This window comes from Sporosarcina sp. GTC18466, from assembly GCF_055389225.1.
This window is the reverse complement of sequence record NZ_AP044037.1, coordinates 1,778,842-1,792,767: the sequence shown is the minus strand read 5'-3', so window position 1 is coordinate 1,792,767 and position 13,926 is coordinate 1,778,842. Positions and strand designations below refer to the sequence as shown.

Below are 13,926 nucleotides of genomic sequence, written 5' to 3'. Positions count from 1 at the left end.
GTGCCGAGGACTGCGCCGCGTAGGCAAAGGGAAGGCTTGCCTTCATTTTACAGAGTGGTTTTTCGCGGATGGGCAAGCTTCCTAAGTCACCACATGCTTTTTATGGCAATAGGATAGAAAGGAGAAGAACAAGGGGGAAGAGGTGTTTCAGGTGGATGAGACAGCCCGGGAAGTGGAACGTCTCCAAAAGAAGATTGAGCGGTATCGCGAAGCCCTTTCGACGATGAAAGAAGAGGTGGTGGAGGGCGATGGCCAGCTGCGTAAGAGGGTGGCAGAGGTGGAACGGAAAATGGGACGGATGGAAGGAGAGTTCCATGAGCTGGTCCTCTTAATAGAAGAAAGTCTGGCAAATCTGCGTGAGCAAGCGGTACGGCGCGAGGATGTGCAGGTGAGGGGAACCCCACAACGTTCACGCCCGCAACAGTTGGAACCGCCGCGCCGCCAACATACGCAGGCGGCACCATCCTTTAGAAATTTACAGAACTTAGCGGGCCAGCCGATCCAAAGCGGCATGGCAGGCAGAAACAAGACGCCGCTCTTCCAGCTGCCCGCTCAATCGTACGGGGAATCGTTGCCGGATCAGGCGGCTGACCTGCCGGAGACCCCGGCAGAGTCACCGAAGAGTCAGGCAAAACCCGCCCAGCAGCCGCCAGGCATTGAATCCCCTTCCGAAACTGCGTTTTGGAAGCGGTTCAAGAAAAAGTAATACCTCAGAAGGCTGTGCATTCCGGCAAACATGGTTGCCAGCCCGTCCTTCTCCCATTCGAATGAATAGAATAACGGAGAAGGGAGGTGTTCCTATGTCTTGCTTCCACCGTGGCGGATGCGGAGGCTCACATCATTGCCATTGCCACCACTGCCACCACCACTGTCATTGCCACCACCATAGAAATTGCCGTCGGTTAGGTCCGTTTGTCGCAAGGGATGCCGAGTGTATGCATCATCATCATCATTATCCGGCACCGCCGCCGTATCCATGGCCGCGATCTGCTGCCGAAGAGACTGTAGAAGGGTGAGAAACCCAGTAGAATTGCCCACTTTTTTTTAAGGTGGGCACTTTTTTTGCAGGCGACTAGACAAGCCGTGAACGGGAGAAGGATGCCGGTTGTCTGGTGGGTGTTGCTGGCCAGGACTCGAGGGGGGATAACGTCTTTCTAAGTAATGATAAATCCACTGACTAGCTGCTGAAGAGCTTTGAGTTGTAGCCAGGCGGTGTTAAACACGTGCTAGCCGGTGATAACCTCTGCGCAGCCGGTGATAAACCTCCTTTACCCGGTGATAAAGTGCGTCTAGGCGGTGATAAACCCCTTTTACCCGGTGATAACCCTTGCCTACCCGGTGATAACACCCCATCACCATCCAAAAATCCCCGCCAGGCGTCCTCGCGCGGGGCGGGGATTCCTTCCATAAGACGCCTGAGATTGTCACAATGGAGTTCGCTGCAACGCTTAAAAACTTTGCGTTCTCGTATTCGAACGGGATGCTTGTGCTCGGAGTATACACGGTTCTACTGCTCATACTCGCATATATATTCTCGAAAATTGAGTACAAGAGACAGAGTTAAGGGGGGATTGAAATGATTGTACATGTTAGCGGTTTGAAAAAGCGATATAAGAAACAAGAAGTGTTAAAAGGGATTGATATAGCAATCGAAACACCGCGCATCATCGCGCTGGTCGGGCCGAATGGGGCGGGAAAGACGACGCTGATGAACTGCATGATGAACTTGCTGCCCTTCACTGAAGGGAGCGTGGAGCTGCTTGGGAAGAAGCATACGGATCCTTCCATTTTCTATGATGTCTCCTACTTGCAGGACAACCGGATTTTATATGGCGACCTGACGGGGTACGACCATTTGAAATTCATTTGCAATGTGCAGAAAATCCCCCTTTCCAAAATAACAGCAGTCACGGACCGGGTCGGCATGACACGCTATATGAAGAAGCGTGTCCGCAATTACTCGCTCGGGATGAAGCAGCATCTGCTCCTCGCCATGGCGATCATCAACGATCCGAAACTGCTGCTGCTGGATGAACCGCTCAATGGGCTGGATCCGACGAGCGCCATCAATATGCGGAATATCTTGCTGGAGCTTTATAGGGAAGGGACGACGATCATCTTATCGTCTCATAATCTGGATGAGATCGACCGGTTGACCGATTTGATTTATTTCATGAAGGACGGGGCCCTTCTCAAAGAATCGCTTGAAGATTTTTCGACAAACCATTACTTTGTGAAGGTCGACCAGCTGGAAAAGGCGGATCGCATCTTGCAAGCGGCAGGCATTCCGCATGCGGTAAGCGAGGATGGACGGATTGCATTTTCGGAGTCCGAAGTCGTGCTGCAGCGCTTTCTGGATGTGATGAAGACGAACGGCCTTACCATCCAACAGATCGAAAACAAGAAGCTCGGGGCGGAAACGCGGTACCAGGAACTGTTTGCGGAGGAGAAAGAACATGAAGCTGTTCGTGTTTGAATGCAAAAAGCTCTTTTTTAGCAAAAAGTTCCTTTATCTTCTAGTGCTCCTAGCCGCAGGCGTCGCCCTTCTCTTCACCCGCAATGTCGTCTTTCAGCCGTACATCCAGAAGGAAGCCATCCAAGCGATTGAAACACAGATCAAAAAGAGCCAGAGCAATTCGAATCTCCATCAATATGCGCTGGAACGGGATCCGAAGGACGAAGAGCAGCTCCGCCTTCAGAAGATCAACGAAGGAATGCTATCAAAGTTATATGAGCTTTTCACCATTGCGCCAGCCGATGACTGGCAATCGAAACTGAAACTGCAAAATGAGATCTATGCAGATACGCTCGCCTATAAGGAAGCGGGCGGCGATCATCCGCTGTCTGAGGAGGAGATCGCGCAGACGATGGCGATGAACGAAAAGCTTCTTGCGACTGGCATTCCGCCTGAGCATCCGGTGTACAGCATCGCATGGCCGAACTTCATGAAACAGATTGTGGACTTGCTGATCCATTTCGGGGCGCTCCTCATCCTGCTCATGATGATCGGGGAGTCCATGTCCGGAGAATATGAAAACCATTCGATCCACATGCTTTTCACGCAGCCGCTCAAGAAACGCTGGATTGTCGTCAGCAAGTTTTGGAGTGCTGTGCTCCTCTATATTGTCATGATGGGGGTCGTCCTGCTTCTGGCAGCTGTGGCGGGGTTCCTTTTCGGCAAGGGCGGATCGCTTCACTATCCTGTTTTGATTGAAAAAGGCGGAGTCTTTGAATTTATAACGATAGCGGATTATATGGGGAAAGGCTTGCTCCTCGCGACGGTCACCATCCTGCTCGTCATCCCGCTCTATCTATTGTACAGCCTGCTGTTCAAGCAGACGCTACCAACACTCGGGATGCTGCTATTGACATTCGGCGCAGGTTACTTGCTTTCCACCTTTGTGCCGATCGGTTTCTTCGCTTGGGTCAATCCGTTCATGAACTTGCTGCCTGGTGACATGATCCTCTTCCAGAACGATTATATCTGGTATCAGGCCATTCCGGTGACGCTCGTTCTTGCGGGGGTTCTGTACCTTCTTTCGTCATGGAAGATCAATACGGCGAAAATCACCTGACGACAGGCCTGCTGGTACTCCCAGCGGGCCATTTGCCATGCGATTTATCGAAAAAGGTCGTGATGATTACAGTACTTGTTCCCGGTACAGCCGCTGGAACGTATGGTACAACCCGACATCAGCAAAGCGGGAGATCGGTCCTTTGTCAAGAACCGTTCCGCGGTCCAAAAACAGCACTTCGTCTGCAATCAACCCGGCGGTATGGAGGTCGTGTGTCGAGAAGACGACGGTCTGAGACGCAGCCAATGCGCCAAAAGATATCGGCTGAGGCGGATTTTACCGTTCTCTTTTGATAGCGAACGATAATAATCGTTTTGTATCTTTACATGGTAATTGACCCAGAAAACCCAAAAACCAAAAAAAATTAAATCTAGAAGAACAAAAAGTGTTAGATTGTTTTCGTTATAAAAGATGGTAACTCGGTTGGTTGATAACAAATTGAATAAACTTCCACTCGTTAGGAGTAGCCATTGATATACACTCAAAGTAAATCCATGCCAAAGCACAGTTAGGGGCAATAGTAATCAGATAATGCATGAAAGCCAATGAGAGGCATGCAAGGACAAGCTGTCATTTTTTATGCAGGCTTGAGATGGAAGAGGCTAGGAGAATTCCAGACAACGGATGATCTCCTAGCCTCTTTTTGTTAATCTAAGCTAGCGTAGAAAAAGCCAAACTAAAAACTGAGTTGTTTACGGAATAGAACATTCTATCTCGGGCTATTAATATACGAATTCTATTGATTCAAACAATCCAGAGGTGTATGAATCCGAATAAGATAAATTATATTTAACTCCCTTTTTCGTAAAATCGTATCCATACTGCGTTTGATGAGGTAAATATACAGCAATATATTCCCCAGGTGCTGAAGGTTTAAGAATACCATAGTAATTATTTACTGAGACGATTCCCTGACTGCAACCTATACATTGGTATAAATTCCCAAAGTAATTTTTACCGTTTGTAAGTGGGACTTGCCCCTTTCCGCGTCCTGTCATTTGATGTTTTCGACCAGTTCCCTCACAAGGAATATATAAAGGATTTATTTCGCCATCTTGCATTGATAATTCATCCGTGTGCGAATGAGCCGATTTATCAGCTTTAGACTGTGATATTTCATCATTTTGTGAATTAAGAATGGCTGTTGATGCACTTGCTGACGAAACATAAATAATATTGAACAAGAAAATGACAGCAACTAAACTTAACAACTTTTTCATATTACTCTATCCCTTCATATATCATTTTGTTCTAAGAGCGTTTTTGCCAGTTAATCATGTTTCCTCCTCTCTACAATACATGGATAGGCTACACTTAGTTGGACAAAAAAAATTAAGGTCTTGTAGAATACATCTACCAGAAACGGAGAGATCTACAATGACTGAAAAAAGACTGAGACGAACATATACGCAAGAGTTTAAAAAACAAATGGTTCAACTTTATGAAAATGGTAAATCGAGAGCAGATATTATACGTGAATACGATTTGACCGCGTCAGCCTTCGATAAATGGGTGAAGCAGTCTGCAACCACAGGTTCATTCAAGGAAAAAGATAACCGGACACCGGAAGAGAAAGAGTTGCTTCTACTCCGAAAAGAAAACCAGCAGCTGCGGATAGAGAACGATATTTTAAAGCAAGCAGCGTTGATCATGGGACGAAAATAGATGTGATCCGCAATAACGCTCACCTCTATTCGGTATCAGCAATGTGCGACGTCCTCCAAACTTCAAGAAGTACCTATTACGCCCATCTTCAGGCTGAGACCCAAGTGAAAATAGAAGAAGATGAACAAAAACTGGTGAAACTGATCCGTGAGATCTTCTTTACGAGCCGAAAGAACTTCGGTACTCGAAAGATTAAAGTTGAACTAAAAAAGAAAGGTCATATTGTCTCCAGAAGGCGGATTGGCCGGATCATGCACGAGGAAGGGCTTGTTTCAAATTACACGATCGCCCAATTCAAGCCGCATAAAAGCAAGTCTAATGAAGAAAAAGTGGAAAACGTTCTGAACCGGGAGTTTAACGGGCAAGAGGAACTGGCTGTCGTTGTCAGCGACCTGACATACGTCCGGGTCGGCTACAGGTGGCATTATGTTTGTCTATTCACCGACCTTTTTAACCGGGAAATCATCGGCTATAGTGCCGGTCCACATAAGGATGTCCAGCTTGTCTATAAAGCCTTGTCACGTATTGATCGTCCGCTCAATTCCATTCAACTGTTCCACACCGACCGTGGGAGTGAATTTGACAATCAACTCATCAGCGAAGTGCTGGAAACATTCAACATCAAGCGATCGCTGAGTATGAAAGGATGCCCTTATGATAATGCGGTCGCTGAGGCAATGTTCAATGTGGTAAAGACGGAATTTATCAAGCAAATGCGTTTTGAAGGCCAGCAGCAATTGGATCTGGAACTTGATGATTATGTGAACTGGTACAACAATTTTCGCATACACGGCACCCTTGATTATCTGACGCCAACGGAATACCGTAAGGCGGCCATAGGGAGCTAAGCGGATATCGTGCAAGGGGCGTTGCGCCTTTACAGTGAGGGGCAGGCATGATAGCCTTGGGGGCTTGGCCAGATACCTTTGAATCTGGCGTCCTGGCCGGAAAGTCATGCCTGCAGAGGCTCGCTGTCAAGTCGCAACATCAAATGGGCAAGGACCTTAAAAATTTTGTGCGGTTTAGTGTTGACAATCCATACAGTATTCTACAAACTAAAAATTTTCAAGCAGAAAATCACGGACAATACAAACTTGAATCCTTTTTTATGAAAAATAAGTATAATGTAATAGGAGGTGTTATTATGATAAAAAATATCGTGAAAGCTCAGGTTTTGAATTTATTATTCTTAAGTTTGATACTACTGTCGGTGCTAGTATTGTCTGCTTGTTCAAAGGATAAAGCAGAAGACGTAAATGGCAGTATTGTAAAAAAAGTTCTCGAGCTTCAGTTCAATGGGCCAGACCCAGAGTTTATGGGACTTCTTCACAATCCAACATATACGACTGTAGTAGACAATCAAGAAGTGAACAAGGAGTTGGATGAGTATGTGTATAAGGTTTATGGTCCTTATTTTACAGAGTTCTATCTCAAAACTTTTCTCAATACAACTGGATATCATTATCCTGTTTCCGCTTATACATATGGCTATAAGCTGAATTTGAAAGATGTGACGGTTGAAAAGCCTAAAGGGGATTCTAATCGATATACTTTCACAGCAACGGTTGGTTATCGGAAAGAGGGTGAGAAGGAAAATACAGCAGATGTGTCAGGTGCGGTTCTATTCTCAACAAAGGAAAAAGGGAAGATCGGCAAGTTTGAGTACATTGACGACACTGGATTGTCAAATGAACTACTGAAATGACGCACAACTATAAAATGTAAAAGCAGGCCTTTACTATTAAAGAAGAAAATGAGACGAAAAAACAATTTTCGATGAAAACAGGTATTGAACTACGAGACGCAGTATAGGGAGAGGAAGACTAGCGACAAGTTGATGAAATAGGTTTAATTCCCGGGCGTGCTGACATTTGGAAGCCTGCATGAATTTTCTTTTTGAGTGGTTTTATCCGTTAAACTGTTTAAACGCGAGAATCGTACCTTTGGTAATACCCCTCAATCGTCCATGAGGAAGGAATATAAACAGGGTTTCAAGAAATAAAAGGGGATGATATCTGAAAGAGAGTTAAATCGTGAGGTGAATACATCAAGTGAGAACCATCGAAGTCCTGCCGTATTCAGATGAATGGCCACTTGCATTTGAAAGGGAAGCGGATCAGCTTCGTGCTGTATTCGGTGGGGAGCTGCTTGCAATGCATCATATCGGAAGCACGTCGGTGCCGGGTCTCTCTGCGAAGCCGATCATTGATGTCATGCCTGTCGTGCGGGAGATAGCGGCGGTTGATTCCCTGACTGATAAAATGAAAGAACTTGGCTACGAAGCAAAAGGGGAGAACGGGCTGCCGGGGCGCAGGTATTTTCAAAAAGGCGGCGATGCCCGGACGCACCACGTGCATGTATATGCGGAAGGGGCAGATGATATCGAGCGCCACCTCGCGTTCCGCGATTATTTACGGATGCATCCAGAGCGAGCAAGGGAGTACGGGGAATGGAAGGAGCGGCTGGCGAGGCGGCATCCGGCTGATATGGCTGCATACATACGAGGGAAGGATGGGCTCGTGCGTGAAATAGAGAAGGAAGCGTTAACGTGGAGGGATATGTGGAATGACAGCGGAAAATCTTGAGAAATATGCAGATCCGGAACTGTATGATCATCTGTATGATCGGTATCAAAAGGACTTGGACCTGATTGTGAAATGGGCTGGGGAGAGTGAGCGGATTCTGGAGCTTGCATGCGGAACGGGCCGGCTGACGATTCCGATGGCTCGGATGGGCTACCGGATGACAGGCATTGATCTGCATGAAGGGATGCTGGAACGGGCGAGTCGGAAAGCGGAAGAGGCCGGACTGTCTATTGAATTCTTTCATCAGGATTGCGTGCAGCTGAATTTGCCGTCCCGGTTTCCTGTTGCATTCATGACGGGAAATTCATTCCAGCACTTTCTGACGAATGAAGCACAGAATGCCTTGCTAGAGGCAGTGCAGAGGCATTTGGAGAAGGATGGAATATTTATTTTCGATACTCGGAATCCTGTGCTCCGGGAGCTTGCGGCAGTGGAAGAGTATGAAGAGCGTTTCAACGATCATGCCGGCAATGACATCGTGGAGGCGCATTGCGATACATATGATCATCTGACACAAATTTTGGACTGCCGGACGACGCGGCAGGTTTTGAAGAATGGCGTTTTCCTTCGAGCAGAGGAAGACAGTATCCGGCTCCGCTATTCATTCCCGCAGGAGATGGCGCGGCTGTTTGAGGAGAACGGATTTGAGATCGCCCGGCAGTACGGCGATTGGGACGGGAGCGCGCTGCATGCGGAAAGTGTGTCAATGGTCTATGTGGTGAGGCGGATTTGAAAATCTTCATAATGGGCATCGTCGCGAGCGGGAAGACGACGTATGCAAGACAACTGTCCGCAGAACTCGACTTGCCGTTCATTGAATTGGATGCGGTCGTGTACCATGAAGTGGACGGGGAACGGGTGAAGCGGCCGCCGGAGGAGCAGATGGAGGTGATTCGCGCGTTTGACGCGGCGGGCGGCTGGATCATGGAAGGGGTATACCGCCCGTCGTATCATGAGCTGTTTGAGATGGCCGATTTGGTTGTATGGCTCGATCCGCGGCTTGCTTTGAGGAGGTATCGGATTTTCAAGAGGCACCTGAAACAAGTGCTGGGACTGGAGAAATGCGCATACCGGCCCGATTTTCGCATGCTGCTGAATATGTATAACTGGACGGATGACTTTGAGCGGAAGCGGCCTGTTTTGCTGGAGCAGTTGAAGCCCTATCAGCCGAAGTTGGTGGTCGTTCGGGGGAATCCGGCGGGGGATCGGAAACTGCAATGTCGTTTGACTGAATGTTTTAAACTTGGTAGAGTGTGAATGTAAGAGCAGAAAGGGTGATGGCATTCATACACAAACAGAGAAGGGTCCCAATTTTGTTGGAAGGGTTGGCAGCCGCGATCCGGCGCTTGCCGGAATATCACGAAGCATTGCCAGTTTTGCAAACGAAGCTGGCAGTCGTCAAAGCTGGTTTTGGCGGGGAGCAAGAACTCGATAAGGTGTTAGAAAGATATTCTTTTTCAATGAATCACGCCGTCTTACAAGATGTCTCTCTCGTCTCCAGTGCTCCCTTTCAGATCGACACGCTATTTCTAACCCCCTCATTTGCAGTGATCTTTGAAGTGAAAAACATCGCGGGCGAGCTGACCGTCACTGAAAACCCGCCGCAGCTCACAAGGTTGTCGGAGTCAGGGAAAATCAGCCGCTTCCAAAGCCCGCTCGTTCAGCTCGAAAGCAACAGCCGCCTGTTCGAAGACTGGCTAAAGCAGCGCAGATGGACACTTCCCGTATACGGAGCAGTGGTGCTCGCTTACCCCAAGCAGCACATTCAAGTGTTCAAAACAGACATTCCGATCTTATTCCCTAATGCGGTCCCCACTTTCATCCGCAAATTACCTCTTTCTCCAAATGTTCTTCCTGCCCCAGAATTCCATGACTTACTCCATCAAATAACAAACGCGCACCAGCCGTTTGTGCCAGCGCCGATCTGCACCGCCTATTCGATTCCTCGGAACGATATCCGCACAGGCGTCATCTGTCCAAATTGCGGTCGCTTCGGAATGGCGAAATACATGGGAGGCTGGCGGTGTAACGCATGTAACAGTACAAGCAGTAACGCACACGAACAGGCTTTGCGAGAATGGTTCCTCCTGTTCGGCGGTGGCATGCGGAATCGTGACTGCCGCCACTTTCTGCACCTTGATCGTCAACAGACGGCACATCGGCTGCTCACCTCCATGCCGCTCAAAAGAGATGGCGCCTGCCGAAATCGGACATACACCATAGATTTGACGATGGAAGACAAAAAAAGCACTTAACCGTGCGTTTTTTTGATGTGTGGGCGGACGAACCGGCGGTAACGAGTGCCGAGTCGGTGGTAAGGAGTGCCAAGCCGGTGGTAACGAGCCGAACGTCGGTGGTAAGGAGTGCCAAGCCGGTGGTAATGGCCCGAGTCGGTGGTAAGGAGTGCCAAGCCGGTGGTAACGGCCCGCGTCGGTGGTAACGAGAGCCAAGCCGGTGGTAAGGAGGGCCAAGCCGGTGGTAAAGTCCCACGCCGATGGGAATCGGCCAAGCGCCAGCGCCACCCGGCCGATCCCGCAGCTCAGCCTCTCCCCACCTCACGCAGTTTCTCCGCCACCCGCCCCAAATCCTCCACGAGCAGCTTGTACAAATTCGGACGGCGCCGGACGGCCAGGGGATGGTAGCCGACTGTCGTCTCGATGCCATTCACATCGTGCCAGCTGCCGCGCAGCCCTTTGACATCCACTTCGCTGTCTCTGAAATACGATTGGACCGCAACGTTGCCGAGACAGATCATGAGCGCCGGCCTGTGGCGTTCGAACTGCTGGCCGAGGTGCCGCAAGCAGATCGTACGCGTTTCCTCCTTGTCATACGCACGGACAGGGCGGCGTTTTACGACATAGGTCACATAGAGATCTTCTGGATGCAGACCGGCTTCATGGGCGGCCTGCTGCAGAGATTGTCTCGTGCCGCACAGCATGGGCTTCCCTTCTTTATCCTCAAGGGCACCGGGGTTGTCGAGCAGGATCATGACGGGCGCTTCCGGGTTTCCTTCTCCCCACACCATACGGGTCCCTTGTCTGTAGAGACCGCAGTCTGTGCAATCAAGTTCACAGGCAGGCACAGGATCTTCGGGCCAGCGCACTGGGCAAAATTCGTCCATGCGGAAACCTCCTTCCTCCATAGAATACCCCTATTCGCGAAGGCCAATCGGATTGCCGGTAGCTATCTAAAAGCAGGGCAATCGGGGTACAGTGGTAAAAGGACCTTATTGAAAGGGTGTGACCTATGCAATTCTTGAAAAAACAGGCGAGGGATCTGTTCCCTGGTTATTTCGCGCTTGCCATGGCGACAGGCGCCTTGTCGATCGGCTCATCATTGCTGGAAATGAATGAAATTGCCAAGGCACTGCTTTATATCAATATCGCGGCGTACCTCATCTTATGGATTCTTACCTTCATCCGCCTGTTCCACTTTTTCCCGCGTCTTCAGGCAGACTTGATGAGCCACCGGAAAGGGCCGGGTTTTTTTACGCTTGTCGCCGGGACTTGCGTATTTGGCAGCCAGCTAATTGTTGTCGGCGGGCATTACAAAGTCGCAATGGGATTATGGGGACTGGCCATTTTCCTCTGGCTGCTGATCATGTACACCTTTTTCACAGCTGTCACGGTGCGGCGGAATAAGCCGTCGCTGGCAGAGGGGATCAATGGCGCTTGGCTGATCGCTGCGGTCGGCACCCAATCCCTCTCCATACTCGGCACTCTCTTTGCGCCTCATCTGGAAGCGGGCCGTACGGTCATCCTGTTTTTCGCGCTGTGCATGTATTTCCTCGGGTGCATGCTGTATCTGAATATCATCACGCTGATCTTTTACCGATTTACGTTCGTCAATTTTAAATATGACGCACTGACGCCCCCGTATTGGATCAACATGGGTGCGGTCGCCATCACGACGCTTGCCGGGTCGACATTGATCCTGCATGCGGAGTACTGGTCGATGCTCGTAGAGATCACGCCATTCCTCAAAGGATTCACATTGTTTTTCTGGATCACCGGCACCTGGTGGATCCCGCTGCTTTTCATCCTCATGATCTGGCGGTATTTCGTGCATCGTTACCCGCTCAGCTACGATCCCCAGATTTGGGGGATGGTGTTCCCGCTGTCCATGTATACGACCGGCACCTTTCAGCTGTCAAAAGCACTTGGCGTTCCCTTTCTGGAGATGATTCCGAAAGCGATGGTATTTGTCGCCCTTGCGACTTGGCTTGTGGCGTTTGGGGGATTGCTGCACCGGATTTATTCCAAAGTGAAGAAGGAAGTCTAGCGGGCCGCCGCGAATAGGGTAGGAAAAGGGGGAATTATAGATGGAAGCGCTGCTGGTCATCGATGTACAGAATGGGATTGTAGAGAACGGAGATTTTACGGAGGAATTAGCGAAGATCGAGAAGATGATCCTTCATTTTAAGGAGCAGGACAAGCCTGTCATCTTCATCCGGCATTTCGACCGGGAGGAAGGCAGCCCCTTGCATGAAGGGTCGAGAGGGTCGGAGCTTCACGAATCCATTGCGAAATATGCCGGCCCGGTCATTGAGAAGCGGACGCCAAGTTCGTTCCATGGAACGGATCTCGCGGAGAGGCTGAAAGAAAACGATGTCGATCATCTGTATATCACGGGCTTCATGACGGAATTCTGCTGCCTGTTCACGTCCATCGCGGCGTTCGACCGAGGCTATCAGGTGACGTTTGTGGAAGATGCAACCGGCACGACGAACAGCGGGGAGACGTATGAGATGGCGGACCTCGACATCCGGGATTTTGTCGGGACGGTGCTGCATTGGTCTGACGTCGTGCGTGTTGTGGATTTTGAAGAGCTTGGGGTGTGACGATGAAAGATGCTTATTGGCTGACAAATGTGAGACTCGAAACAGGATGGATCCGTGAAGGCGGACAAGTCACCGGGACGGAAACGGGTCTCTTCCATATCCTGGTGGCCGGAAAAGAGTTCGCTGAGATGATTGCGGCGGATCAGAAAAGGGAATGCGGCCTGCCGGTTTATGACTGCCAGGGATCGCTGATGGTCCCGGCCTTCGAGGAAGCCCATATCCACTTGGATAAGACATATTTCGGAGGGCCTTGGAAAGCGGTCCGCCCTGTGTCCGGCTTAGGCGGACGGATAAAAGAGGAGCGGCACCTGCTGCCGGAGCTTTTGCCGACGTGCCAGCAGCAGGCCGAACATATTCTGCACACCCTCCAGCAATATGGGACAGCGCATGTCCGGGCGCATTGTAATATTGAGCAAGTCAGCGGGCTCCGCAGACTGGAGGCGACCCGCCAGGCGTTTGATACATACCGCGGACGGCTATCCGGTGAACTGGTCGCATTTCCGCAGCATGGTTTACTGGGCGGGGATGTCCCGCGCCTGATGAAGGAGGCCATGTCGGCAGGAGCCACCCATGTCGGCGGCCTGGATCCTGCGGGGGTGGACGGTGATGTCGAGAAGTCGCTGAATCTCACGTTCGAGCTTGCAACCGCGCATAATGCAGACATCGATATTCATCTGCATGAAGCAGGCGAAGCCGGTGAGCGCGTATTGACGCGAATCGCCGATTTGACGGAAGACGCGGGGCTGCAAGGAAGAGTGACAGTCAGCCATGCGTTCTGGTTTGCGGGTGCAGATCCATCAGAAGCGGAAGAAATGGCGGGCCGGCTGGGTTCCCTTGGAATATCGGTCGCCTCCACCGTGCCGATCGGCCGCAGGGTCATGCCGCTGCCGATGCTTAGCCGAAACGGCGTGCGCGTGAAGCTCGGAACGGACAGCCTGACAGATCACTGGTCGCCCTTCGGCAATGGGGACCAGCTGGAGAAGGCCGGGCGGTACGCGGAGCTGTATGGCTGCTCCGATGAAATGTCACTCGCCCGAACATTGCAGTTCATCACAGGGGGACGGACGCCTCTGAGTGAAGACGGAAAGAAGATCTGGCCCCGGCCAGGAGATGCGGCGACGTGTGTGCTTGTTGGGGCCAGCTGTTCCGCGGAAGCGGTGGCCCGGAGGTCTGCGCGGAAGGCTGTGTTGTTTGAGGGGGAGCAGGTTGTATGGAAGTTTAACAGTTCCGACGATTCTATGGTAGACTAGGAGGAAACGGC

Annotated in this window: 15 protein-coding genes; 12 read left to right on the top strand and 3 right to left on the bottom strand. The window is 50.3% G+C overall.

All coding sequences use genetic code 11. The annotated features are described in order from the left end of the window. The first annotated feature begins 151 nt into the window (after positions 1–151). The 3 genes from ACZ5FK_RS08630 to ACZ5FK_RS08620 all read left to right on the top strand — a co-directional run bounded on the left by ACZ5FK_RS08630 (position 152) and on the right by ACZ5FK_RS08620 (position 3,575). A complete protein-coding gene (locus ACZ5FK_RS08630) occupies positions 152–706 on the top strand; it encodes a hypothetical protein (protein WP_464804524.1) in 555 nt (184 codons plus the stop codon). An 870-nt stretch (positions 707–1,576) separates the two neighbouring features. Next, positions 1,577–2,476, top strand: a complete 900-nt coding sequence (locus ACZ5FK_RS08625) for an ABC transporter ATP-binding protein (protein WP_464804523.1) — start codon at positions 1,577–1,579, stop codon at positions 2,474–2,476. After that, a complete protein-coding gene (locus ACZ5FK_RS08620; protein WP_464804522.1) occupies positions 2,457–3,575 on the top strand; it encodes an ABC transporter permease in 1,119 nt (372 codons plus the stop codon). The genes ACZ5FK_RS08625 and ACZ5FK_RS08620 overlap by 20 nt, the downstream gene beginning before the upstream one ends. A gap of 66 nt (positions 3,576–3,641) precedes the next feature. Here ACZ5FK_RS08620 and ACZ5FK_RS08615 read toward each other — a convergent pair whose 3' ends face one another. Together ACZ5FK_RS08615 and ACZ5FK_RS08610 are read right to left on the bottom strand one after the other, a co-directional pair. Then, entirely contained in the window at positions 3,642–3,821 is a 180-nt protein-coding gene (locus tag ACZ5FK_RS08615) for a hypothetical protein (protein ID WP_464804521.1), read from the bottom strand. 476 nt (positions 3,822–4,297) lie between these two features. After that, on the bottom strand, positions 4,298–4,795 hold the full coding sequence (locus tag ACZ5FK_RS08610) for a hypothetical protein (protein ID WP_464804520.1): 498 nt from the start codon (positions 4,793–4,795) through the stop codon (positions 4,298–4,300). 157 nt (positions 4,796–4,952) lie between these two features. Between ACZ5FK_RS08610 and ACZ5FK_RS08605 the strand changes: the two genes are divergently transcribed. The 6 genes from ACZ5FK_RS08605 to ACZ5FK_RS08580 all read left to right on the top strand — a co-directional run bounded on the left by ACZ5FK_RS08605 (position 4,953) and on the right by ACZ5FK_RS08580 (position 10,080). Further along, a protein-coding gene (locus ACZ5FK_RS08605) for an IS3 family transposase (protein ID WP_464804519.1) occupies positions 4,953–6,088 on the top strand; the annotation gives its coding sequence in 2 pieces (ribosomal slippage) (positions 4,953–5,205 and positions 5,205–6,088; 1,137 coding nt in all). Positions 6,089–6,135: 47 nt separating this feature from the next. Next, on the top strand, positions 6,136–6,945 hold the full coding sequence (locus ACZ5FK_RS08600) for a hypothetical protein (protein ID WP_464804518.1): 810 nt from the start codon (positions 6,136–6,138) through the stop codon (positions 6,943–6,945). A gap of 346 nt (positions 6,946–7,291) precedes the next feature. After that, positions 7,292–7,825, top strand: a complete 534-nt coding sequence (locus tag ACZ5FK_RS08595) for a GrpB family protein (RefSeq protein WP_464804517.1) — start codon at positions 7,292–7,294, stop codon at positions 7,823–7,825. After that, positions 7,806–8,558 (top strand): class I SAM-dependent methyltransferase, encoded by a 753-nt coding sequence (locus ACZ5FK_RS08590; protein WP_464804516.1) that lies wholly within the window; start codon positions 7,806–7,808, stop codon positions 8,556–8,558. Before ACZ5FK_RS08595 ends, ACZ5FK_RS08590 begins: the two co-directional genes overlap by 20 nt. After that, positions 8,555–9,082 (top strand): P-loop NTPase family protein, encoded by a 528-nt coding sequence (locus tag ACZ5FK_RS08585; RefSeq protein ID WP_464804515.1) that lies wholly within the window; start codon positions 8,555–8,557, stop codon positions 9,080–9,082. Before ACZ5FK_RS08590 ends, ACZ5FK_RS08585 begins: the two co-directional genes overlap by 4 nt. Positions 9,083–9,138: 56 nt before the next feature. Further along, entirely contained in the window at positions 9,139–10,080 is a 942-nt protein-coding gene (locus ACZ5FK_RS08580) for a nuclease-related domain-containing protein (protein ID WP_464804514.1), read from the top strand. A 284-nt stretch (positions 10,081–10,364) separates the two neighbouring features. Here ACZ5FK_RS08580 and ACZ5FK_RS08575 read toward each other — a convergent pair whose 3' ends face one another. Further along, positions 10,365–10,946 (bottom strand): uracil-DNA glycosylase, encoded by a 582-nt coding sequence (locus ACZ5FK_RS08575; protein ID WP_464804513.1) that lies wholly within the window; start codon positions 10,944–10,946, stop codon positions 10,365–10,367. Positions 10,947–11,071: 125 nt separating this feature from the next. Here ACZ5FK_RS08575 and ACZ5FK_RS08570 point away from each other — a divergent pair, with 125 nt between their 5' ends. From ACZ5FK_RS08570 to ACZ5FK_RS08560, 3 genes are read left to right on the top strand one after another with little or no spacing between them, the layout of a single operon-like run. Further along, positions 11,072–12,106, top strand: a complete 1,035-nt coding sequence (locus tag ACZ5FK_RS08570) for a tellurite resistance/C4-dicarboxylate transporter family protein (RefSeq protein WP_464804512.1) — start codon at positions 11,072–11,074, stop codon at positions 12,104–12,106. Between the two features lie 40 nt (positions 12,107–12,146). After that, a complete protein-coding gene (locus ACZ5FK_RS08565; protein ID WP_464804511.1) occupies positions 12,147–12,665 on the top strand; it encodes a cysteine hydrolase family protein in 519 nt (172 codons plus the stop codon). A 2-nt stretch (positions 12,666–12,667) separates the two neighbouring features. Then, positions 12,668–13,915 (top strand): amidohydrolase, encoded by a 1,248-nt coding sequence (locus ACZ5FK_RS08560; RefSeq protein WP_464807406.1) that lies wholly within the window; start codon positions 12,668–12,670, stop codon positions 13,913–13,915. Positions 13,916–13,926 lie beyond the last annotated feature (11 nt).

Excerpts from the sequence above, each read along its gene's own strand:
- ACZ5FK_RS08560 (WP_464807406.1), top strand. The coding sequence starts at position 12,668 with ATGAAAGATGCTTATTGGCTGACAAATGTGAGACTCGAAACAGGATGG.
- ACZ5FK_RS08625 (WP_464804523.1), top strand. The coding sequence starts at position 1,577 with ATGATTGTACATGTTAGCGGTTTGAAAAAGCGATATAAGAAACAAGAA.
- ACZ5FK_RS08570 (WP_464804512.1), top strand. The coding sequence starts at position 11,072 with ATGCAATTCTTGAAAAAACAGGCGAGGGATCTGTTCCCTGGTTATTTC.
- ACZ5FK_RS08610 (WP_464804520.1), bottom strand. The coding sequence starts at position 4,795 with ATGAAAAAGTTGTTAAGTTTAGTTGCTGTCATTTTCTTGTTCAATATT.
- ACZ5FK_RS08575 (WP_464804513.1), bottom strand. The coding sequence starts at position 10,946 with ATGGACGAATTTTGCCCAGTGCGCTGGCCCGAAGATCCTGTGCCTGCC.
- ACZ5FK_RS08600 (WP_464804518.1), top strand. The coding sequence starts at position 6,136 with ATGATAGCCTTGGGGGCTTGGCCAGATACCTTTGAATCTGGCGTCCTG.
- ACZ5FK_RS08620 (WP_464804522.1), top strand. The coding sequence starts at position 2,457 with ATGAAGCTGTTCGTGTTTGAATGCAAAAAGCTCTTTTTTAGCAAAAAG.
- ACZ5FK_RS08590 (WP_464804516.1), top strand. The coding sequence starts at position 7,806 with ATGACAGCGGAAAATCTTGAGAAATATGCAGATCCGGAACTGTATGAT.
- ACZ5FK_RS08565 (WP_464804511.1), top strand. The coding sequence starts at position 12,147 with ATGGAAGCGCTGCTGGTCATCGATGTACAGAATGGGATTGTAGAGAAC.